This window comes from Cytobacillus massiliigabonensis (assembly GCF_900199725.1).
Taxonomy (GTDB): Bacteria; Bacillota; Bacilli; order Bacillales; family Cytobacillaceae; genus Cytobacillus; species Cytobacillus massiliigabonensis.
The window spans coordinates 855,939-878,477 of the sequence record NZ_LT904903.1; the positions used below are offsets into that span (position 1 = coordinate 855,939).

Here is a 22,539-nt window from a genome sequence, read left to right on the forward strand (position 1 = left end):
ATTGTCTAGTTTTTTATTTGAAAACGCTTTGTTACATGAAGGAATAAAAATATTGCTTTTCCTCAAAACATATGTTTATAATATAGACATAAGTTTAAGAATGATAGGGCTGAGCTAACGATGAATGAAAAAGAATCACTAATATTGCAGCTTATAAAAGCGAACCCATTTATTTCACAAATTGAATTGGCTGAGAAAACACAGCTATCAAGATCTGCTGTAGCAGGATATATTTCCTCTCTGACGAAAGAAGGAAAACTGCTTGGCAGAGCCTATGTTCTTCCAAAGAGAAAGGATATTGTCTCTATTGGGGGATCAAATGTTGATAGGAAAATTCAATCACTAAGCAGCCTCCAGCTTGGTACATCCAATCCTGCTGAAAGCTCCCAATCTTGTGGGGGAGTGGCAAGAAACATTGCAGAGAACCTAGGAAGACTTGGCTGTGATGTCGCGCTTATGACCGTTGTTGGAGAGGATCATGAGGGCGAATGGCTGCTTGATTATACGAAGTCATTTGTTGACATTAGCCCGTCTCAAATATCACCGAATGCGGCGACTGGCACGTATACGGCTATATTGGATAATGAGGGGGAAATGGCCGTTGCATTAGCGGATATGGCAATATATGACTCCGTTGAGCTTGATTTTATTGAAAAGAGATGGGGATATATTGCATCTTCGGCAATGGTTGTCATGGATACGAATTTTCCAGATAACGTGCTAAAGCAGGTGATTAGCCGTTGTGAGGAAGAAAATATTCCGCTTTGCATTACACCTGTATCTTCTCCCAAGGTTAAGAAGCTTCCACAGAATCTCCAAGGAGTTACTTGGCTAATCGCTAATAAAGATGAGGCGGAAGCCTTATCAGAGATGAAGATAAAAGCTGAAGGTGATTTTTTCAAGGCAGCTGAGATAATCATGGGAAAAGGAGTAGAAAAGGTTGTTATCACTCGCGGTGATAAGGGGTTAATCTATTTTACAAAAAAGGGTGAAGCAGGTGTTGTGCTTCCGCCAAAAGTGAGCGTAGAAGATGTGACTGGTGCTGGGGACTCACTTGTTGCTGGAATTATGTTTGCTCACTTAAAAGGGGTAAACACAGAAGATGCGTGTAAGATTGGGATTGCCTGTTCCATCCTGACGCTTCAGTCGCATGAAACAGTGAATCCCACATTGAATCATATTCGATTACAAGAAACATTTAAAAAATACTTTTAATAAGGAGCTATGACATCATGATCGAAAACTATTTAGAATACTCTGCCGAGGTACAAGAAGCAAAGAAAGCAAATAAACCAATTGTTGCATTAGAATCGACAATCATTTCACACGGAATGCCCTACCCGCAAAACGTTGAAACGGCTAAGGAAGTAGAAGATATTATCCGCAAAAATGGAGCGGTGCCAGCTACTATTGCGATCATTAATGGAAAAATTAAAATTGGTCTTTCAGACGAGGATCTTGAGTTTTTAGGTACAAGCAAAGATATCGAAAAAGCAAGCCGCAGAGACCTTCCTTATTTGATTGCCAATAAGAAAAACGGAGCGACAACGGTTGCCTCCACAATGATTTGTGCACAGCTTGCAGGAATTGAAGTTTTTGTTACGGGAGGAATCGGCGGTGTTCACCGAGAAGCAGATACGACAATGGATATTTCTGCGGATCTGCAGGAGCTTGCCCAAACAAATGTAGCAGTTGTATGCGCAGGTGCCAAGTCTATCCTCGATCTTGGACTAACATTAGAATATCTTGAAACACATGGTGTTCCTGTTGTTGGATTTGAAACAGATACGCTTCCTGCGTTCTTTACGCGCACTAGCCCATTCAGCGTTAATTACCGGGTAGACACTGTAGAAGAAGCAGCTGCAACGATTCGCACAAAATGGGAGCTAGGATTAAACGGCGGTCTTGTTATTGCCAATCCAATTCCAGAAGCAGATGCACTGGACGAAGCATTTATTACAAATGTTATTGAATCTGCATTGAAGGAAGGAAAGGAAAACAATATTGCAGGCAAAAAAGTGACTCCATTCCTTTTAGGCAAAGTAAAAGAACTGACAGAAGGAAAGAGCTTGACTGCAAATATTGCTTTAGTGAAGCATAATGCTGAAGTAGGTTCAAAAATTGCGGTGAGTTTGCAGAAATAGAGAATTGTCTCATTTATTATTATGGCTAGTCTGATCTTTCTATATAGAAGACTGGACTAGCTTTTCTCATTATTCCAGCAAAAAAAACAAATATTTGCATTGAAATGTTCTTTATAATGAACTAAAATGATACATATAAATTAATTAGTAGAAAAAATCTATGTACATGTATAAGGGCATAGCTTTTTTTATCTTCGTGTGTTCTTTATTAAGAATTATTTGTTCTTTCCAATGGCAGGTGATGTCACCTTACCTCTATCAATGGTGGCACTCGGCTATATTGTGGGTTGGAATAAACCTTAGACGCCAAGTCGTCAAGAATGTGGTGTGAGGATGGGTTAGATGCCCAATTTATTAAAATATTTAACTATGATGTTTTGAGAAAAACATTATAGTTAAATACTTTTAATACGAAGAAAGGGGGATATGGATGGGGTATCGAAATCGTTTGTCTTTCCTAACCTTTACTGACTCATTTATTGTACTTATTGGTATTTTTATCGGAAGCTTTTTATCGAATATGAATCTTGAAAGTACAAATCATTCAATATATATTTGTGCTTTTTTTTTATTATTTTCATATCATTTATTTAGCTATGGATATAAGCTTTATAAAAAGTCCTTGGAGTATGCGAGTATTGGAGAACTTATTGTTATTTTTAAAACGATTTCATTATCAGTTTTATTAGTAGGTGCTGTTCAATTCTTTATAGATGGGACTGTGTACTTTCGTTTACTTACTGTTACTTGGATGCTGCATCTATTGCTCATAGGTGGATCAAGGTTTTGCTGGAGAATTGTCAGAAACAGAAAGAGAAAAGAGATGAATAATCGAAAAAGAACGTTAATCGTAGGTGCCGGTTCTGCAGGAAATATGGTAGCCAGACAGCTATTGCATAATCATACTGCAGAATTATTGCCTGTATGTTTTATCGATGATGATAAGAAGAAGCACCATTTAGATATCCTTGGTGTTCCTGTTATTGGGGGAAGAGAGCAAATAGAGAATGCAGTTCAGAAATACAAAGTTGATCATATTGTTATAGCGATTCCATCCTTGAATACCAAAGAATTAAATAAAATATTTCAACTATGTGTGAAAACAAGACGAAAAACCCAAACCATTCCTATGCTTGAGGATTTAATGACTGGAAAAATTGCGATTAACCAATTTCGGGATGTTCAAGTAGAAGACCTGTTAGGAAGAGAACCTGTTGAATTGGATGTTGAAGGGGTTTCAGAATATATCACTAATAAAGTTATTTTAATTACAGGTGCAGGAGGTTCCATCGGTTCTGAGATTTGTCGGCAAGTGTCCCTTTTTCAGCCGAAAAAGCTGATTTTATTAGGACATGGTGAAAATAGTATTTATTTGATCAAGATGGAGTTAGAGGGTGCATATGGTAATAAGGGCATTGAGTTTTGTACGGAAATTGCAGATATTCAGGACAGTGATAAGATGATGCATGTTATGAATAAGCATCGTCCGAATGTTGTCTATCATGCAGCAGCACACAAACATGTTCCTTTAATGGAATGTAATCCAGAAGAAGCAGTCAAAAACAATGTAATTGGAACATTAAATGTTGCAAATGCAGCAAGCTGGAATCATGTTGGAATTTTCGTAATGATTTCTACTGATAAGGCTGTTAATCCCACAAGTGTAATGGGGGCAACAAAACGATTGGCTGAAATGATTATTCAACATATGAATAGCAGCAATACAAAATTTGTGGCTGTTCGTTTTGGCAATGTTTTAGGCAGCAGAGGGAGTGTCATTCCTCTTTTTAAAAAGCAGATTCAAAAAGGGGGACCAGTTACTGTTACCCATCCTGAAATGATTCGTTATTTTATGACGATACCTGAAGCATCAAGACTTGTTATTCAAGCAGGAGCATTAGCTAAAGGGGGAGAAATTTTCGTTTTAGATATGGGGGAACCAGTAAAAATAGTTGATCTTGCCAAAAATCTCATTCGATTATCAGGACATTCTGTTGAAGAAATAGGGATTGAGTATACTGGAATAAGACCAGGTGAAAAATTATTTGAAGAGCTGCTGAAGGCGGATGAAGTACATGAACAGCAGGTGTATCCCAACATATATGTTGGGAAATTTTTAAATCAAAGCACAGATCCGATTATGCAGTTAATTGAAGAGTATACACATATGGATAGTGACACTTTAAAGGGAAAACTGCTTTTCCTAAGTAATCATTATGCTGGTGAGAGAAAGTTAGTCGTTCATTAGCTAATTGGAATAAAGGAGTTGGTCTATGTGAAGGTTAGAAAAGCAATTATTCCAGCAGCCGGTTTAGGTACACGATTTCTCCCAGCTACAAAAGCACAGCCAAAGGAAATGCTCCCAATTGTTGATAAACCAACAATCCAATTTATTGTGGAAGAAGCAATTGAATCTGGAATTGAAGATATTATCATTGTAACAGGAAGGGGAAAACGGGCAATAGAAGACCATTTTGACAAGTCATATGAACTAGAAGAAATATTATTAAAGAAGAATAAACATGAATTATTAGATAATATAACCAGAATCTCAAATTTAGCAAATATCCATTATATCAGGCAAAAGGAGGCCAAGGGATTAGGAGATGCCATTTTTTGTGCAAATAGATTTATAGGTGAAGAACCTTTTGCAGTTCTATTAGGGGATGATATTGTTAGATCCTCTACACCATGTTTAAAGCAGCTGATGCAAGTTTTTGAAAGGTATAGTACTTCAGTTGTAGGGGTACAGGAAATAAATAGAGAAGATGTAAACAAATATGGAATCATAGAACCAAGGAATATACTTTCAGATAATAATAAAGTAATTTCTGTAAAAAAATTAATCGAAAAACCATCTATTGAAGAAGCGCCATCTAATTATGCAATTTTAGGAAGGTATATTTTGAAACCTGAAATTTTTGGAATATTAGAAAATATAACACCGGGGACAGGTGGAGAAATTCAATTAACAGACGCTATCAATCTTTTAAATGAAAAACAAGAGGTCATTGCTTTTGACTTTGAAGGCAAACGCTATGATCTTGGTGATAGGCTTGGCTTTGTTAAAGCTACTATCGACTTTGCCTTAGAAAGAGAGGATATGCAAAATGATATTTTATCCTATTTAGGTCAGGTTGTGGATGAGAGAAGGATTTCGCAATAGACAATTAAGGAGTAGAACTGAAAGGCGGACTATTTAATTTAATATGATCGCATTGTCATGGGGAGTTGTTTATCTTGGCAAATACCGCAGTAAAAAAGAGAATCCATCTTTCTCCTCCTCATATGAGCGGGAAAGAGGTTAAATATATTAATGATGCATTTTCCTCCAATTGGATTGCCCCATTAGGTCCAAATGTTGATGAGTTTGAAAGGGAAATAGCAAACTATGTAGGAGTCAAAGGTGCTGTTGCGGTGAGTTCTGGAACCGCAGCCATTCATTTGGCTCTTTCTCTATTGAATGTTCAAAAAGGGGATACCGTATTCTGCTCTAGTCTCACCTTTGTGGCAACGGCTAATCCAATTCTTTACCAGCAGGCAGAACCTGTATTTATTGATTCGGAACCGGAGAGCTGGAATATGTCTGCAACTGCATTGAACAGAGCTTTTAAAGATGCTGAAAGACTAAATAAGCTTCCGAAGGCAGTGGTTATTGTTAACATTTATGGGCAGTCTGCAAAAATGGATGAGCTTCTTGCCATCTGCAATCAATATCAAGTTCCTATTATTGAGGATGCAGCAGAATCGTTAGGTGCTTCCTATAAAGGAAAGGCAAGCGGCACTTTTGGAAAATTTGGCGTTTACTCCTTTAATGGCAATAAAATTATTACAACCTCTGGCGGCGGAATACTTGTCTCAAATCAGACTGACGCATTAAAAAGAGCACGGTTTTTAGCTGCACAATCTAAAGAGCCAAAACCCTATTATCACCATAGTGAACTAGGATATAACTATCGTCTAAGCAATATTCTCGCCGGAATTGGAAGAGGTCAATTAGAAGTATTGGACGAGAGAATCAGCGAAAGAAGGCGTATTTTCCAAGTTTATCAGCAAGAATTAGGAAGATTGATAGGGGTAAATTTTATGCCGGAACTTGAAAATACTTTTTCTAATCGCTGGCTAACAGCATTGACAGTTGATGAGAATTTAACGGGGATGTCAATTAAAGAAGTACTTGCAGTCTTAGAAAATGAAAATATTGAAGCTAGACGAGTATGGAAGCCATTGCACTTGCAGCCGCTTTTTAAAGGCTGCAGATATTACTCTCATAACAAAGAGGAGCATGTTGCAGAACAGCTTTTTCAAACAGGAATTTGTTTGCCATCAGGATCGAATATGTCTAATGATGACCAAATGAGAGTCATTGAATGCTTGAGAAGCAGCCTAAATTAATATTGTTAGGAGAAATTAAGGACAGTGAAGTGAACGATAAACGACAAAGCTAAGTAAAGAGGTAAATAAATGATTGGAAATAATATAGCGAGAATCAGGAAAAAGAGAGGCTATACCCTTTCGGAGTTTGCAGAACTAGCTGATATATCAAAGTCCTATTTAAGCAATATCGAACGGAATATAAATAAAAATCCATCCCTTGATGTCATGCAAAAAATTGCATCTGTTTTAAATGTTGACCTAATCACGCTGTTAAAAACTGGCAGAGATAGTAACACTCATCAATATATTGAACAAGAGTGGATTGAAATCTTCAATGAATTAAAGGATTTAGGAATTGAAAAGGACCAAATTCAGGAATACAAGATGCTGATAGAATTTATTAAGTGGCAGAAGGAAAACGCTAGTCCGATTGAAGGCAAATAAATTGCTGGTTTTCTTGTGAATGATGTATGACAGGAAGAATATATATGGAGGTTCACATGGAAGAAACCATTACATTAAAGGAATTTTTTGGAATCCTGAAAAAGCGCTGGCTGTTAATTGTGCTCATTCCATTGTTCACAGGATTAACTGCTTTCATTATTTCTTATTATGTGATTACACCTATTTACCAGGCTTCAACACAAATTTTAGTCAATCCAAAAAATTCAGAAGTAGATATAACCCAATTAAGAAGCAATGTCGATTTAATAAATACGTATAGTGTCATCATCAAAAGCCCGGCGGTACTTGATAAGGTGATTAATGATCTTGATCTAATAGAAAGCACCGAACAGCTTACAAATAAAGTAGCGATCAGCATGCAAGAAAATTCACAGGTTTTTTCGGTAACTGTTGAAGATAAGAATGCTGAAAAAGCAGCCGAAATTGCAAATTCAATTTCTGCAACGTTTCAGAGGGAAATTATCAGCATTATGAATGTTGATAATGTTAACATACTAGCAAAAGCTGAATTGGAGAATTCACCCAAACCAGTAAGCCCTAATCCATTATGGAATATTACAATAGCGATCGTAATTGGTGTAATGGCTGCAATCGGAATAGCATGTCTTTTGGAATACTTAGACAACACGATGAAGGATGGGGAGGATGTTGAAAAATATCTTGGACTTCCTGTGTTAGGCTCCATTCAAAAAATCGCGCCAAAAAGAGGAAAGACTGAAGCAAAAATACAAATGAACGGAGGTAAAACCCTTGAGTCGTAGCTTAAAAAATAAAAAGAAAAACTCAGTCCCATTGATCGCTTACAATGAGCCAAAAGGTGCGATATCTGAACAATATCGGCTAGTTAGAACGAATATAGAATTTTCCTCCGTAGATGAGGAAATAAAATTAATAATGGTTACCTCACCAGAGCCTTCTGATGGGAAATCGACTACAGCTGCAAATCTGGCAATTGTCCTCGCACAACAAGGAAAACAAGTATTACTTGTAGATGCAGATTTAAGGAAACCCTCTATTCATTATACCTTTAATATTAGCAATATCGTAGGATTAACAAGTGTCCTAGCAAGGAAAGAAAGCTTAGATAAGGCTATATCAAATTCGTATATTCCAAATTTAGATGTATTAACAAGCGGTGCGATACCTCCAAATCCATCAGAGCTTTTAAATTCTAAAGCAATGGATGTCTTGCTGCATGAACTGCGAAAAAAGTTTGATTACGTTGTTTTTGATACCCCGCCTGTTCTAGCTGTAACAGATCCACAGGTTTTGGCCAATAAGTGTGATGGTGTTGTCTTTGTCATATATAGTGGGAAAACAACGAAGGATAAAGCTTTTAAAGCAAAGGAATTGTTAGACAAGTTAAAAACGCAGCTTCTTGGGGTAGTTGTTAATGGAGTGGAACTCAAAAAGGCTGAATTTTATGGCCAATATGGTTGATTGCAAACATATTGAAGGGAGTTTGGGTATGATTGGTTGATATACACTGTCACATTTTATCAGGGGTTGATGATGGTCCTGATAATTACATGATCTTTAAAGAGATGGCAAATAGGGCAGTAAGTGAAGGAATTACCCGTCTTTTTGCGACCCCGCATCATTTAAATGGAAAATATGAAAATAAAAAAATAGATGTATTAAAGTATGTTGATCTTTTTAATGGGTACTTAAAAAAAGAAAATATCCCCCTTGTTATCCTTCCGGGGCAAGAGCTGAGGATTCATAGGGAAATCTTCCACACTATAGAAAAAGATGAAGTACTCACTCTAGGCAATCAAAATAAATATTTATTATTGGAACTGCCTTCAGGGGAAGTTCCCGATTATACACTTGAAGTAGTCTACGAATTATTACTAAAAGGAATTACTCCAATTATTGTCCACCCAGAAAGAAATAGAGGATTACTTTCGGATAACAATCTTCTATATGAGTTAGTTCAGGAGGGAGCATTGACTCAACTGACTGCTGGCAGTATGATCGGTCAATTTGGCAAAAAGGTCAAGTCCTTTTCAGAAAAAATTATTGAACATCACTTATCCCATTTCATTGCTTCTGATGCTCATAATGTTCATACAAGAGGCTTCTGTCTCCAATCTGCCTATGAGCGAATTGCCAATCTATATGGGATCCATCAGACGTATTATTTTAAAGAGAATGCAGAATTGCTTATCAACGGACAGCATATTATTACCCAGAAGCCGCTTCCAATTAGAAAAAAAATATTTGGGCTTTTTTATTCGTGATATAAAGTTAGCAGTTTTATTTTAAAGGAGAATAAGGAGTGAACCGTAGAAAAGTAATAGTTAGTAGCATGGCAGTGTTCATCCTGTTTATTGTATTCATTATTCAAAAGGAAGAGACGAATATGGCTGACAATACAGATACAGACGAGTGGGTTCCTGATGATTCGTATCTTAGAGAAAATGGAATAAATGTTGTTGAATATGGTGTAAAAGGCGATGGAATAGCGGATGATACGGTAAATTTTCAACGGGCGATAGATCATGCTGCAGAAAATAATAAAATTTTGATTGTGCCTGCTAAAACCTATTTAGTAAGTCCCTTAAAATACAGAGATTCCACTTCTTCAGATTGGTGGTGCCTCTCGATCCCAAGTGATGCAAAAATCTATTTTGAGCCGGGGGCTCTATTAAAGCTTGTTGATCATGCACCCCAAAAAACACGTGTATTAGTAATAAGTGAGGTCTCAAATGTAAATATATATGGACGTGTTGAAGTAGATGGGAGTGCACATACTGTTGTAAATGGGAATGAACATATGCATGGAATATTTATTTATGATGCAAAACGGATTTTTATCGAATCTGCATACGCATATAATACTTATGGGGATAATCTCTTTGTTGGCGGAACAGAGGAGAACTATTCAGAATTTGTAACAATCAACTATTTTAAAGGGGTAAAAGCGGGAAGAAAGAATGTAGTAATCCATTATGTAGATCAATTGCATATAGGAACAGCTATTTTGGATAACTCTGCAGGTGGTGTAGACGGGAACTGGACTGGAGAAAATTCCTTAGACTTGGAACCAGATGGTTATAAGGGAAAAAAGAAGTTCTATCAGCGAATCGATTACTTATCAACCTATGGAAAGGGCAATGATTTTACAGTCGGCACAAAAAGAGAGTTAGCAGATAAGTGGATTCTAGAAATAGATCAATTTAATGTATCAATAATGGAAGGCACTTCTGGCGGATTGCAATCTTATGCATCGACATTAAAAATTGGGAAATTATTTATGAAATCTTCAGCTAATAATGGGGATAATGATTTAGACCTAAGCTATTCAGCCAATTGGACAATTGATGAGGCATACTTTTTAAATGGGAAAGGGTATGTGATATCGGCAAAAGAGCAGCGAAAAGAAAAACCAAATTTAAAAATTAGAAAGCTTTTTATCTCGAAGCCAGATGGAAAAGGTCTTGAATTATGGGGAGCCGATGCATCAATTGAATATCTGGAGGCAAATACGATTCAAGGCGAGGTTTTAAACGTGTTTGCAACGAATAAGCAGCACGTTTCGATAGAAAATATGGTTACAAGAAATTCGGGGAGAAAAGAACTTATTGCCATTTCTGACTATGGTTTTCAGCCGACTGTAAATATAGAAAATTTACTCGTGTCAGATGATCGATTAAAAAAAGTGGAACATATTTTATATTTAAAAACACAAAAAGCAGCGGATGGAGTTTATATTGCGAATATCCAAAATTATAATCGTTTAAACATGCTTTCATTCGGTCCTGCTGTGAAGCGTAAAGAGGCAGACATACAAAAAGGAGATGGCTCATAAAACCATCTCTTTTTATTTTTGAAAAATACAGACGGAAAAGAATAAAAGGCGGTGAGGGGAAATAAGTGACGAATTTAACTATTGAGAATAAAAATAGACACTATTTTTTTACCTTATCCCTTTTTCTTATGTCGATCTTATTGCATCAATCCAATGTAATATTAGGTATTAATATTTCCTTTTCAGACCTATTTTGTTTTGTTTTATTTATTTATATGATGCTGCAAAGACACTTGTCCATTCCAATTATTCCGTTCCTCTTTTTTATACTCGTTTCTATTTTTGTTCTTAGTGCTGCTGTTTTTTTTGTGCCGTTTAAATTTATGTATTACCCTGAACCATCTGGAATGATAAATGATTATATTAAACTAGCGGCCATTCTCCTATATTTTATTGTTGGCTATAATTTGATGAAATTAAGCAAAATGGCTAGAGTGATTAAATGGTATTCCGTTTTTGGCTTGGTTATTGGAGGACTCGGAATATTTTTAACAGTATTTAATATAAATGTGTTTTCGTCCGCTTTGTTTTATGCAGATATAAGGTATAGAGGGCTAATGAATGACCCTAATTACTATTCAGTTTTACAAATTACTGCACTTGTCTACTTCAGCAGGGTAAAAAAGATGAAAGTAAGCTATAGGTATTTAGCTTTAGGGGTTACGTTAGCAGCTGTATTAGCTGCAGGATCTAAAACAGGAATGATTACTCTCCTTTGTTATTTAATCTTTAGATTAATAGAATACACGTTTCATTCAAAGAAAAAAATAAGAGTGATCATCTCTCAGCTATTTTTATTAGCAGGAATGTTATTAATTGTTCTAATTTCTTATCATACACTTCAAAATGCAGTAAAAGACATCGCTTCTGGTATCCCTTCATTAGAAAGAGTTCTATATTTATTCACCGATTTTCATTCAGCCATTACTTCAAACGGATCTGAAAGAGATGCGGCTTGGAATGGCGCATTTCAAATTATTCAGCATTCACCAATTATTGGAGTTGGAATAGGCACCTATACAAACGTTGTATGGGAGGTGTTCCAAGTAACTGATATTGCCCATAACACATTTTTACAATTAACAGCTGAATGGGGAATACCATTAGCCTTTATCTTTTTTTTCTATGTCATATATTTATTCGTTAAATCTGCAAATGCTCAGATGATTAACAAGGAATCGAACGATATGATCAGGGATATTCTTCTTGTCCTATTAGTTGGATCAATGGCTATTTCGCTGAATAATGCAAGAATACTTTGGCTGCTTTTGGGAGCATTAGCTTCTTCTGTTTCTATCGGCAGTAAAAGTAATCTGAAAGAAGTGGTATTGAGGAGAGGTTTGAATAGATGAAGATATTATTCGTAACGACAATAGCCAATACGGTTAATTTATTTTTAATTCCACATCTGAAATTCCTTATTGAACAAGGGAACGAGGTAGGAGTAGCTTTTAACTCTGATGATATAAGTCCAGAATTGATGAATCTTACATGTAAAATACATCCAATTGAGTTTAATCGAAATCCCTTAAAAAAAGAAAACCTCTCTGCCTATAAAAAAATCAAACAGATTGTTACAAAGGAAGGATATGAATTAATCCATGTGCATACGCCTGTAGCATCATTCATTACTAGATTAGCATGCAGAAAGCTGAAAAATATCCGTATATTTTATACGGTCCATGGTTTTCACTTTTTTAAAGGAGCCCCAATAAAAAATTGGGCTATTTACTATACATTAGAAAGATTGTCTGCTAAATGGACAGATGGATTAATTACGATGAACCAAGAAGATTTTCGGATCGCGAAAGGGCTGAAATTTAGAAAGCCAGATTGTATATTTCAGGTGCATGGTGTAGGACTAGATCTAACAAAATTCACCTCTCCAACAATAGAGGAAAAATATATATTGAGAAATGAGTATAACTATCGTTTAGAAGATTTTATATTAATCTATGTTGGAGAATTAAGCTTTCGGAAGCATCAAGATTTATTAATAAAGGCTGTAAGCATATTAAAAGACAAAATACCAAATCTAAAGCTTTTGCTTATTGGATCTGGTCCTTTGGAAAATAGCTATAAAGAGATGGTTAACAGATTAGGAATAAAAGCAAATATAGAATTTTTAGGCTATCGTGAAGATATTTCTGAATTAATGAAGATTGCTGATGCAGCTGTCTCCACCTCTAGACAAGAGGGGCTTCCTGTAAATGTAATGGAGGCGATGGCTACAGGACTGCCTTTAGTTGCTACAAATGTAAGAGGAAATCGAGATTTGGTAGTTAATGAAGTAAATGGGCTTTTATGCAGTGTAGAGGATGCTGAAGGCTGTGCTGGGGCAATTGAGAGGCTATATAAGTCAGAGCAATTAAGGCGAGAGTTTTCTCTGAGAAATAAAGAAATGATTCAATCTTATTCAATTCATCATGTGTTAAAGGAAATGAAAGAGATTTATGAAAAGCAATTCATATGCTAGGCATTAAAGGGATAATTCATGCAAAATTCACTCTGAAACCGGAGGGGAAAATGTTTAAAAAGGTTTTTAACTTTATTAAAAGAAAAAAACATATGGTTCATATATTTAAAGAAAATGCTCAATTTTTTCAGTCAGGTGTATATGTATTTGATGATTCATTAAGATTCATCTACTTAAAAGATGGAACTAATAAAGAAATCATGTTTGAGCTATTTCATGACAAAAACTATTTTTCTAAAACGATATACAAATGGATTGTTCACTTAATAAAAAGAGTATATTTTAACAGGCATATGGTTATTAAAAACGAGAGACAAAATAATAATTGTTTTTTAGGGACTGTATTTTTCATTGGAATTAATCAGTGCAATACAGCCAAAGCATTTGATTTTTCGAATAAGCAAGTACTAACATTTTCCTTTTCTGAAAAGAAATACGTGCAATTGATTGAAAATCATCATTACTTTAGCCAATTTTTTAAAACCCCTAAAATACTGTCACGTGATTCAGAAAGATTACTCTTCATTGAAGAATTAGTTGAATATAAGACAAATAATAAATGGTCGGAAGAAGATTCGTTATTTGTCATCGATGATATGTTTAAATGTTATATTAACTATTTTAAAAAGTGCAAAGATAATGGAAGCTATTATTTAAAAAAGCCAAGCTCAATACTAAAAATACTAGATAAAGAAGATGAAGTTATAGCTTTTATTCATCATACGACCGAAAGAAAGGTGCTAAATGAGAGTTTCCCATTTCTAAAAATGCATGGAGATCTTTGGGCACCTAATATTCTGCTTAGAAAGTCAAATAAATATGATATCAATTATATAGACTTTGAATATTCGAACGATCTTTTATTAGTTTATGACGTTTTTTGGTTCATTCAAAGCCAAGTGATAAATAACAATCATTTTTATCTGGAGAAATATATTTCAGGAGCTTTCGATCATTACTTTAGGGAAATGTTTAAGATATTTGATCTAACGTTTGAAGAAAAGTATCGGTATGATTATTTAAATATTTTTTTTATGAATGTGTACGAAAATAGATGGAGGCAATTAAGCAATAAAGCTAAACATATGAAACTAAGAAATTATAAAAACATGCTGAAAAAGTACAAAAGTGCATAAAAAGCGGTTGTTAAATCTAATAGGATTGGATATGCATTCAAGTGAAAAAGACTGTCATAATCGTTATGATTTTAACATTTTTATCAAAAGTGATCGGTTTTTTTAGGGATATCATTCTAGCCTATTTTTATGGAGCTTCTTCTACTAGTGATGCCTATCTCATATCATTAGTCATACCTAGTGTCGTCTTCGGATTTATAGGAGTAGGAATTGTTTCAGCTTATATACCGATGTATAACAGCATCGAACAAAAGTATGGTAGTAAAGAAGGGGATATATTTACTAATAACTTAGTAAATGTAATACTCGTTTTCTCAGCGCTCCTATTTATTATTTGTGCTATATTTGCTGAACCTTTAGTTAAAGTTTTTGCTTCCGGGTTTGAAGGAAAGACGTTACGTCTAGCTATTTCATTTACTAGAATAACACTGGCAAGTATGTTTTTTGGCGGTATTGTCTTTATTTTTAGCGGATATCTTCAAATAAAAGGCAATCACTTAGCTCCAAGCCTAATGGGATTGCCTTTAAACTTGGCATTAATCATGGGAATCATATTAGGTTCCATTATTCATATCAATTTCCTTCCATATGGAAAAGTAGCAGCTGTATTGTTACAGCTTCTTTTTTTATTACTATTTGTTTATAAAAAAGGATTTAAATATAAGCCTGTTTTGGACCTAAAGGATAAACATGTAAAAAAGATGTGCATCTTAGCATTACCCGTAATTTTAAGTTCTTCAGTTGAGCAAATCAATAAACTGATAGATAGAACGATAGCTTCCAATTTAGCAATTGGAGGAATCTCAGCATTAAATTACGCAAATCAGCTCATTTTATTTGTTCAGGGAATATTCGTTACATCCATCATGCTAGTATGCTATCCGATTATTTCAAAAATGGCTGCAAAGGGGAATATGATCGGATTAAAGAATTCCTTGGGGCAGCTGATTGTCGTTATTAATGTAATTCTTATACCTGCGACGGTTGGAACAATTATCCTTGCTGAACCTATTATTAGATTGTTATTTGGCAGAGGCGCTTTTACTAATGACGCAATAGAAATGACCTCGATTGCTTTACTATTTTACTCCTTAGGCTTAGTTGGCTTTGGTATTAGAGAAGTCTTAAATAAAGCATTTTATTCATTGCAAGATACAAGAACGCCAATGATTAATGCGATGTTGTCTATGCTTCTTAACATTGTCCTAAATATTATCTTATCAAGGTATTTAGGTGTTGGCGGATTAGCCCTTGCTACAAGTATTTCAGGAATTGTTTGTACGATCCTTTTATTCATTAGTCTTAGAAAGAAAATAGGATTTTTCAAAGTGAAAATAATGATGATTTCATTTTTGAAAGTTTTAATCAACTCCATAATTATGGGGATTATGGTGAAATTTTCATATATGCTGTTGTCAGATACACTTCATTTAAGTGTATCCCTTCTTATCTCTATCATAATCGGTATAGCCGTTTATTCCTTATTAATATACTTTATTAAAATTAAGGAAGTAGATGAATTTATTCTAGAATTAAAGAGGAAAAGGAAGAGAGTATCCTAACATCCTTAATTTTTATTGGATATAAGGAGGTATTATGATTACTTATCATACCAAAAAAGGGTTTGTCCGAATTACTGAAAAAATAGGAAAAGATCCTTCTGTGAATCAATCAGAGAAGGTAACATCTGATCTTCTTTATAAATTTGAACTGCAGCTTTCGCCGGAAGAAGTAATAAAGTTAGTTAGTTCTAAGAATTCACTTTCTTTATTAGAACCTACTTATCTTATTGATTTGAGTATGGATGAGGATGAAATATTAAAAAGAATACACAAAAATACAAGATATAAGATTAATAGAGCGGCAACTCGTGATGAACTGCATTATGTAGAATTAACTTCACCGTCAGATAATCAAATAAATGATTTTAAAGAATTTTATAATCCCTTTGCAAGGGAGAAAAATATTAGAGAATGTGACATGACTAAATTAAAAGCATTAAGGGATCAGGAGGCATTAGTGATTTCCTATATAGAAGATAGCGGGTATAGAATACTTTGTTACCATGTCTATTTTGTTGCTGGCACCCAAGGATATTTGCTCTATTCTGCCTCACGAAGATTTGAAAAAGATGGAGTGGACAATCGAAATTTAATTGGCAGAGCAAACCGATATTTACATTGGAGAGATATTCTCAGTTTTAAGCAAAAAGGGTGCAAATGGTATAACTTTGGCGGGAAAATATTAAATCCAAGTGATAAAAGCGGTCAAAATATAAATGAATTTAAATTATCTTTTGGCAGTATTCATGCCCATGATTTAAGAATCTATTATTCAAAAAGTTTGAAGGGGAAAATATTTCTATTCCTTTTACGCTTAAAATTAATTTTAAAGGAAAATCCTGAATATACTTATACATTAGAGATCATAAAAAGAAATGGGAGAGGATTTGATGAAGAGAATATTTGATTTAGTGGCTTCTTCTTTTTGCTTCCTTTTATTTTGTCCTCTTATTATCTTAACGGCAATCTTAGTAAGAATGAAGCTTGGATCACCGATAGTTTATAAACAAGAACGTCCTGGTTTAAATGGGCAGTCATTTGTACTATACAAATTTCGAACAATGACTGATGAATACGATATCAATGGAGATGAATTACCAGATCATTTGAGAGTCACCTCTTTTGGAAACTTCCTGCGAAGATATAGCTTAGATGAATTCCCGCAATTATTTAATGTCTTAAAAGGTGATATTAGCTTGGTTGGTCCAAGACCACTGAAGATGGAGTATTTACCTTTATATTCTAAATTCCAAGCGAGACGTCATGAAGTGAAGCCAGGAATTACTGGCTGGGCTCAAGTGAATGGAAGGAATGGGATTCCATGGGAGAACCGCTTTGAATTAGATGTTTGGTATGTTGATAATCGATCTTTTATTTTAGATATAAAAATTATTTTGATGACTATAAGGAAACTTCTTAAACCAGAGGGAATTAATCAAGAAGGTCATGTTACGATGCCAGAGTTTAAAGGAAATCGGAGCCAACGCAGTATTTTGTAATGGAATCGAGGTGAAGAGCTTGTTTTTTAACTACAATCGAATATATGACTTAGAGATGGAATACGGTTCATCCTTCTATCTGCTTCATGTAAATAAATTAAGAGACAACTATAAAAAAATTGAAAACGCGTTTAAAAGCAGATATGAAAATTTCCTCATTGGCTATTCATATAAAACAAATTATTTGCCGTATTTATGTAAGGAAATAGATAAACTAGGAGGATATGCGGAAGTTGTATCAAGGTTAGAATATGACCTGGCATTAAAAATTGGCGTGAAGGCTAATAAAATTATATTTAATGGACCAGTAAAAACCTTTGATGATATTGAAACTGCTTTAAAGAGCGGGAGTATCCTAAACATTGACTCCATGTATGAGGTGGATTATGTAGAGAGGATCTGTTTAGAGCATCAAGGGATACAATTTAAAATTGGGATAAGAGTAAATTTTAATCTTACAAAAGATGGGGAAAATCTGCTCCAGGAAGGCTATGAGGCAAGCAGATTTGGAATTTGTGAGGAGAACGGGGACTTATCCTATGCAATAAAGAGACTAAAGAACATTAAGAATCTCAGCATTATCGGATTACACAGCCACTTCTCAACGAAAAATAGGGAAATTTCCTCATATAAAAAAACAACTAAATTTTTATGTAATATTGCAAAGGAACAATTGATCGATACGGTTGAATATATCGATATTGGCGGTGGAATCTACGGCGAAATACCAGAATCCTTTCAGATTGATGCGCCAACATTCGATGATTATGCCGAAGCTATATGCGGGATTATGAATGAGGAATTTGCCCTTTTTAAGAAAAAACCATTTCTAGTATTAGAACCAGGCATGTCGATGGTAGCTAATACTATTTTTTTTATTGCCAAAGTGGTTGAAGTAAAGCAAATAAGAGAATTAAATTTTGTTTTTGTAGATGGAAGTGTCCATAATATTAAACCAACTATGCATAAAAGAAATCTTCCTATCCAGCATGTGAAAGGAAATCATTTATCAGCAGATAAAGGCTTGTATCATATTGTCGGGTATACATGCATGGAAAAGGATTACTTGGCACACGATATTGCTGGTGATCTGCCGAAAAAAAATGATTATTTTATTTTCGAAAATGTAGGTGCTTATACGATCGTTTTTAATCCGCCATTTATAAAAGAAAGACCAAGTATTGTCGCATTGGATGGGAATCAAACATTTGCCGTTAGAAAAAAAGAAACAATCAAGGAATTTTTTAATGAGGACATATATAGTTTTTAACTTAAGGGAAAAGCGGTGGCTCAAATGAAAGTGTTATTATGCAGTGCAGGCAGAAGAGTAAAGCTTGTCAGTTATTTTAAAGAGGAATTGAATAAGATTGGTGGAATGGTTATCGCTGTCGATTGCGATAATAAAGCGCCGGCTTTGTATTCTGCAGATGCATATGAAATTGTTCCACATATCGAGCATTGTGAATATTTGCAAACGATAAAAGGCATATGCAAAAAATACCAAATTGATGCGGTCCTTTCTCTCATTGATCCTGAACTATCCCTTTTAGCAAGCAATATACACGAATTTGAAAAAGAAAATATTAAAATCATTATCTCAAACAAGGAAGTTGTAAATACTTGCTATGATAAATATTTAACTTTTACCTTTTTACAAGAAAACGAGCTTCCATGCATCTCTACCTATATTAATAGTGAAGACGTGGAAGGAGATCTGCTTAATGGTAGAATTCGTTTCCCATTAATTGTAAAGCCGAGAAAAGGAAGTGCGAGTATCGGGATTCATAAGGTTAACTCCCTAAACGAGCTGAATGGATTATTTGAGAGGTATAAGGATTTAATCGTACAGCCATTTATTGATGGAGATGAATACGGTGTTGATTGTTATATTGATTTACTAACTAAACAAGCGACGAATATCTTTATAAAAAGAAAAATTAAAATGAGAGCTGGGGAAACGGACAAATCGATAGCTGTAAAGGACAAGGAATTAATGAACCTTGTTGAAAAACTAATAAACACGTTAAAACCGATTGGACCTGTAGATATTGATTGCTTTAAAACGAAAGCGGGTTACATTATATCTGAAATTAACCCTCGATTTGGCGGCGGGTATCCGCATGCTCATGAATTGGGGCAGAATTTTCCTGGAAATATCATTAACAATTTGAAGGGCCTATCAAATACACCTCAAATTGGAAATTATGAAGAAGGGTCCATCTTGATCAAGTTTGATAGTCACCAAATTATTCATGAAGTGGGGTGAGACTGTTGTATGAGGTAATCCCCCATACAAATAAATGTAAATGGGATCAATCATTAGAACACTTTCGAGAAAAGGATATTTTTTATTTTCATTCCTATTGCGGTCTTTATCCTTCACTTGGGGACGGAGATCCTTATTTATTTATCTATACAGATAAAAACGGGAGTAAGGTTTGCTATGCATTTTTTAAAAGACCAATTCAAGTATTGCCATTTGCTGAAGGTAAGCTGGATGAAGAGTTATTTGATATTATTACACCGCCATATGGGTATGGCGGTCCCTTTTACGAAAATAATGATGTGCAGCTATTACATGATTTCAGAAAAGCGTTTGAGGATTTTTGTCAGAAGGAAAACATTATAAGTGAATTTATCCGATTCCATCCATTGTATAAAAATCATCATTATTTAGATGATACAATGGATGTTTTTTTTGACCGGGAAACCGTGTTTATTAATCTGCGGCAAGGTGAAGAGGAAATCCTTGGACAATACCACAAAAATCACAAGCGGAATTTTAAAAAAGCGATGAAAAATAAATTAACCTTTCATGTTCATAAAAAAGATGATGCGCTGCAGAAAATCGATGCCTTTTATTCTTTATATAGAGAAACAATGGATAAATTGAATGCTTCTCCATACGCTTATTTTTCAATCGAATATGTAGAAAATCTAATTACTAATCTAGACGAACATTCATTTATTGCATCAGTCTATTTTGAAGGGGAAATGGTTTCAGCTGCTTTATGCCTGTGTGAAGGAGGGAATGTGCATTACCACCTTGGCTGCTCAAAGCAGGAGATGCTTCCCTTGGGTGGAAATGTTTTTTTATTTCATTCAATTGCCCTTTGGACAAAGCAAAATGGTTTTCATACTCTCCATTTAGGCGGGGGACATGTGGGGAGAGATTCCTTATTCCAATTTAAGCATCGATTTAATCCAAAAGAAACGCTTGAATTTTATGTTGGGAGGAAAATTCACCATAAAGAAAAATATGATTGGCTCGTTACTAGCTGGGAGAAGTATTATGCCCGAAAGGCAAATGGGATGTTCTTTCCGGCTTACCGAATGAATTCTCATATTGTTATCCCGGTTGAAAGTGAGTAGCAATTGTTTAGGAAGTGTGAATAGAGAGGGCGGAAGCATGTTAACTTTTCAATATAAAAAAGGACCTTTTAAGATTATTGAATCGATTGGAAAAGATGATGGATTTGACCAATCCGTTCCCAAGGCAGATGTCCTTATAAAATTCGATCTTGTACTATCAGCACCAGAAGCACCAATTGTGAGCCATAAAGACTCCTTTGAATTAAACATCCCTAATTTCCTTATAGACTTAACTAAGGGTGAAGATGAGATTTACAGAAAAATTCATAAAAGCACACGAGCAGATATAAGAAAGGCAGCAGAAGTGAATAATTTTATGTATATCGAAAAGGAGCATCCTACTGATGAACAAATAAGGGAGTTCTCTTTAATGTTTAATTCATTTGCGGAAGAAAAAAAACTTCCTCTATGTAATATTAAAAAATTGCATGCTATTAGGAACAATCATTCCCTGATGCTGACATCTGTTAGAGACGAACAAAATAACATTTTATGTGCAAGCATGCTGATGATGGATAGAGAATGTAAACAGTTGTACGGATTGTATGGTGTATCTGCCCGCTTATCCAAAACGACACAAAAAGAGCGAGTCTTAATAGGGAGAGCGAATAAATATCTGCAATGGAAAGAGATACAATCAGCTAAAAAAAGAGGGTTGGATTGGTATAACTTTGGAGGCGAAGTAAATCAAAAGGAAGATCAAGGTGTCAATGATTTTAAAAGAAGGTTTGGAACGATTAGTGGATATGATCGCAGAATATATATCCCAAAAAGCATACGGGGGAATATCTGCTGTTATTTACTGTATTTAAAATGGAAAAGTAAAATGGATAAAGGTGAGAAATATGACACTGAAAGATCTTTTGAAAAAGAATAAAATTACTTTTTTTATTGGGATACAAGTATTAAAAATACATTATTTAATCATTTATTACATTGTCTTTAATATAAAAAAAATTGGCAGAGTAACAAAAATTTATAAAAATAGCCCGTATGAAAAGCTGAAAAAGATTAAAAACAAGCATTCAGGTGAGAGATGTTTTATTGTAGCTACGGGTCCAAGTTTAACGATAGAGGATTTAGAAAAGCTGAAAAATGAAGTTACTTTTAGTATGAATTCAATATGTCTAGCCTTTGATGAAACGGATTGGAGACCAACATATTATGGGATTCAGGATATAAAAGTATTTAATAGTCTGAAAGATGATATCGAAAAACTAGTAGTTGAAGGGAAATTTATCAGTGACAATTTAGCAAAAAAAATGAATGTTTTAGATGATCACTACGTATTTCCCTTGAATTTGCTCAATCACGTAATGAAGCACCGAAAGTATCATTCTAAATTTAGTGAAGATGCTTTTGCGGTTGTCTACAGCGGCTATTCAATTACCTATTCTCTCATTCAAATTGCTGTATATATGGGATTTGAAGAGATCTATTTACTTGGTGCTGATTGTAATTATTCAAGTGATATGAACCACCATTTTAAAGAATATGGTTATGTGGATCCATCCTTTTCTTTAGCACATGACCAAATGGTTGCCGCATACAAGGTAGCAAAACAATATACAGACAGGAACAATGTGAAAATTTTTAATGCGACAAGAGGCGGAATGCTTGAAGTATTTGAAAGAGTAAATTTAGATGCTGTCATTACGGGAGATACTGAAAATTATATTTACGAAAGTGTGTGA

The 22,539-nt window shown here is 34.7% G+C and carries 21 protein-coding genes; all 21 read left to right on the top strand.

What is annotated here, in order from left to right; translation table 11 throughout:
* Nucleotides 1-120 precede the first annotated feature (120 nt).
* Nucleotides 121-1,215, top strand: a complete 1,095-nt coding sequence (locus tag C1726_RS10185) for a carbohydrate kinase (RefSeq protein WP_102273037.1) — start codon at nucleotides 121-123, stop codon at nucleotides 1,213-1,215.
* Between the two features lie 17 nt (nucleotides 1,216-1,232).
* On the top strand, nucleotides 1,233-2,144 hold the full coding sequence (locus C1726_RS10190) for a pseudouridine-5'-phosphate glycosidase (RefSeq protein ID WP_102273038.1): 912 nt from the start codon (nucleotides 1,233-1,235) through the stop codon (nucleotides 2,142-2,144).
* Nucleotides 2,145-2,574: 430 nt separating this feature from the next.
* Complete coding sequence (locus C1726_RS10195; protein ID WP_102273039.1) at nucleotides 2,575-4,392, top strand: polysaccharide biosynthesis protein; 1,818 nt, start codon at nucleotides 2,575-2,577, stop codon at nucleotides 4,390-4,392.
* Nucleotides 4,393-4,419: 27 nt separating this feature from the next.
* Nucleotides 4,420-5,310: a UTP--glucose-1-phosphate uridylyltransferase GalU gene (gene galU, locus C1726_RS10200; RefSeq protein WP_102273040.1), complete on the top strand. Its 891-nt coding sequence runs from the start codon at nucleotides 4,420-4,422 to the stop codon at nucleotides 5,308-5,310.
* A gap of 122 nt (nucleotides 5,311-5,432) precedes the next feature.
* The gene (locus C1726_RS10205; protein WP_102273262.1) at nucleotides 5,433-6,539 is read left to right on the top strand and encodes an aminotransferase class I/II-fold pyridoxal phosphate-dependent enzyme; all 1,107 of its coding nucleotides are present in this window, start codon (nucleotides 5,433-5,435) and stop codon (nucleotides 6,537-6,539) included.
* 69 nt (nucleotides 6,540-6,608) lie between these two features.
* Nucleotides 6,609-6,965, top strand: coding sequence for a helix-turn-helix domain-containing protein (locus C1726_RS10210; RefSeq protein ID WP_102273041.1), 357 nt, complete (start codon nucleotides 6,609-6,611; stop codon nucleotides 6,963-6,965).
* 56 nt (nucleotides 6,966-7,021) lie between these two features.
* The gene (locus C1726_RS10215) at nucleotides 7,022-7,747 is read left to right on the top strand and encodes a YveK family protein (protein ID WP_102273263.1); all 726 of its coding nucleotides are present in this window, start codon (nucleotides 7,022-7,024) and stop codon (nucleotides 7,745-7,747) included.
* Nucleotides 7,737-8,426, top strand: a complete 690-nt coding sequence (locus C1726_RS10220; protein ID WP_102273042.1) for a CpsD/CapB family tyrosine-protein kinase — start codon at nucleotides 7,737-7,739, stop codon at nucleotides 8,424-8,426. Before C1726_RS10215 ends, C1726_RS10220 begins: the two co-directional genes overlap by 11 nt.
* 32 nt (nucleotides 8,427-8,458) lie before the next feature.
* On the top strand, nucleotides 8,459-9,229 hold the full coding sequence (locus C1726_RS10225) for a tyrosine-protein phosphatase (RefSeq protein ID WP_102273043.1): 771 nt from the start codon (nucleotides 8,459-8,461) through the stop codon (nucleotides 9,227-9,229).
* A 38-nt stretch (nucleotides 9,230-9,267) separates the two neighbouring features.
* The gene (locus C1726_RS10230; protein ID WP_102273044.1) at nucleotides 9,268-10,800 is read left to right on the top strand and encodes a glycosyl hydrolase family 28-related protein; all 1,533 of its coding nucleotides are present in this window, start codon (nucleotides 9,268-9,270) and stop codon (nucleotides 10,798-10,800) included.
* Between the two features lie 65 nt (nucleotides 10,801-10,865).
* Nucleotides 10,866-12,152 carry an O-antigen ligase family protein gene (locus C1726_RS10235; RefSeq protein ID WP_102273045.1) on the top strand — a complete coding sequence of 429 codons (1,287 nt, stop codon included), beginning with the start codon at nucleotides 10,866-10,868 and terminating at the stop codon, nucleotides 12,150-12,152.
* Nucleotides 12,149-13,276 (top strand): glycosyltransferase family 4 protein, encoded by a 1,128-nt coding sequence (locus C1726_RS10240; protein WP_102273046.1) that lies wholly within the window; start codon nucleotides 12,149-12,151, stop codon nucleotides 13,274-13,276. Before C1726_RS10235 ends, C1726_RS10240 begins: the two co-directional genes overlap by 4 nt.
* Before the next feature lie 50 nt (nucleotides 13,277-13,326).
* On the top strand, nucleotides 13,327-14,412 hold the full coding sequence (locus C1726_RS10245; RefSeq protein WP_142385072.1) for a hypothetical protein: 1,086 nt from the start codon (nucleotides 13,327-13,329) through the stop codon (nucleotides 14,410-14,412).
* Nucleotides 14,413-14,453: 41 nt separating this feature from the next.
* The gene (gene murJ, locus C1726_RS10250; protein WP_102273048.1) at nucleotides 14,454-15,974 is read left to right on the top strand and encodes a murein biosynthesis integral membrane protein MurJ; all 1,521 of its coding nucleotides are present in this window, start codon (nucleotides 14,454-14,456) and stop codon (nucleotides 15,972-15,974) included.
* 34 nt (nucleotides 15,975-16,008) lie between these two features.
* Nucleotides 16,009-16,881, top strand: a complete 873-nt coding sequence (locus C1726_RS10255; protein ID WP_102273049.1) for a hypothetical protein — start codon at nucleotides 16,009-16,011, stop codon at nucleotides 16,879-16,881.
* Nucleotides 16,865-17,473 carry a sugar transferase gene (locus C1726_RS10260; protein WP_102273050.1) on the top strand — a complete coding sequence of 203 codons (609 nt, stop codon included), beginning with the start codon at nucleotides 16,865-16,867 and terminating at the stop codon, nucleotides 17,471-17,473. Before C1726_RS10255 ends, C1726_RS10260 begins: the two co-directional genes overlap by 17 nt.
* A 10-nt stretch (nucleotides 17,474-17,483) precedes the next feature.
* Nucleotides 17,484-18,743 carry a type III PLP-dependent enzyme domain-containing protein gene (locus C1726_RS10265; RefSeq protein ID WP_407642023.1) on the top strand — a complete coding sequence of 420 codons (1,260 nt, stop codon included), beginning with the start codon at nucleotides 17,484-17,486 and terminating at the stop codon, nucleotides 18,741-18,743.
* 24 nt (nucleotides 18,744-18,767) lie between these two features.
* On the top strand, nucleotides 18,768-19,739 hold the full coding sequence (locus tag C1726_RS10270) for an ATP-grasp domain-containing protein (RefSeq protein ID WP_102273051.1): 972 nt from the start codon (nucleotides 18,768-18,770) through the stop codon (nucleotides 19,737-19,739).
* Between the two features lie 5 nt (nucleotides 19,740-19,744).
* Nucleotides 19,745-20,845 carry a lipid II:glycine glycyltransferase FemX gene (locus C1726_RS10275; protein WP_102273052.1) on the top strand — a complete coding sequence of 367 codons (1,101 nt, stop codon included), beginning with the start codon at nucleotides 19,745-19,747 and terminating at the stop codon, nucleotides 20,843-20,845.
* 37 nt (nucleotides 20,846-20,882) lie between these two features.
* A complete protein-coding gene (locus C1726_RS10280; RefSeq protein ID WP_102273053.1) occupies nucleotides 20,883-21,722 on the top strand; it encodes a peptidoglycan bridge formation glycyltransferase FemA/FemB family protein in 840 nt (279 codons plus the stop codon).
* Nucleotides 21,691-22,539 carry a 6-hydroxymethylpterin diphosphokinase MptE-like protein gene (locus C1726_RS10285; protein WP_102273054.1) on the top strand — a complete coding sequence of 283 codons (849 nt, stop codon included), beginning with the start codon at nucleotides 21,691-21,693 and terminating at the stop codon, nucleotides 22,537-22,539. The genes C1726_RS10280 and C1726_RS10285 overlap by 32 nt, the downstream gene beginning before the upstream one ends.

What these genes read in the sequence shown, in the direction of transcription:
- C1726_RS10245 (WP_142385072.1), top strand. Translation starts at nt 13,327, where the DNA reads ATGTTTAAAAAGGTTTTTAACTTTATTAAAAGAAAAAAACATATGGTT.
- C1726_RS10255 (WP_102273049.1), top strand. Translation starts at nt 16,009, where the DNA reads ATGATTACTTATCATACCAAAAAAGGGTTTGTCCGAATTACTGAAAAA.
- C1726_RS10195 (WP_102273039.1), top strand. Translation starts at nt 2,575, where the DNA reads ATGGGGTATCGAAATCGTTTGTCTTTCCTAACCTTTACTGACTCATTT.
- C1726_RS10285 (WP_102273054.1), top strand. Translation starts at nt 21,691, where the DNA reads ATGACACTGAAAGATCTTTTGAAAAAGAATAAAATTACTTTTTTTATT.
- C1726_RS10205 (WP_102273262.1), top strand. Translation starts at nt 5,433, where the DNA reads ATGAGCGGGAAAGAGGTTAAATATATTAATGATGCATTTTCCTCCAAT.
- C1726_RS10240 (WP_102273046.1), top strand. Translation starts at nt 12,149, where the DNA reads ATGAAGATATTATTCGTAACGACAATAGCCAATACGGTTAATTTATTT.
- C1726_RS10215 (WP_102273263.1), top strand. Translation starts at nt 7,022, where the DNA reads ATGGAAGAAACCATTACATTAAAGGAATTTTTTGGAATCCTGAAAAAG.
- C1726_RS10190 (WP_102273038.1), top strand. Translation starts at nt 1,233, where the DNA reads ATGATCGAAAACTATTTAGAATACTCTGCCGAGGTACAAGAAGCAAAG.
- C1726_RS10185 (WP_102273037.1), top strand. Translation starts at nt 121, where the DNA reads ATGAATGAAAAAGAATCACTAATATTGCAGCTTATAAAAGCGAACCCA.
- C1726_RS10280 (WP_102273053.1), top strand. Translation starts at nt 20,883, where the DNA reads ATGTTAACTTTTCAATATAAAAAAGGACCTTTTAAGATTATTGAATCG.
- C1726_RS10270 (WP_102273051.1), top strand. Translation starts at nt 18,768, where the DNA reads ATGAAAGTGTTATTATGCAGTGCAGGCAGAAGAGTAAAGCTTGTCAGT.
- C1726_RS10210 (WP_102273041.1), top strand. Translation starts at nt 6,609, where the DNA reads ATGATTGGAAATAATATAGCGAGAATCAGGAAAAAGAGAGGCTATACC.
- C1726_RS10260 (WP_102273050.1), top strand. Translation starts at nt 16,865, where the DNA reads ATGAAGAGAATATTTGATTTAGTGGCTTCTTCTTTTTGCTTCCTTTTA.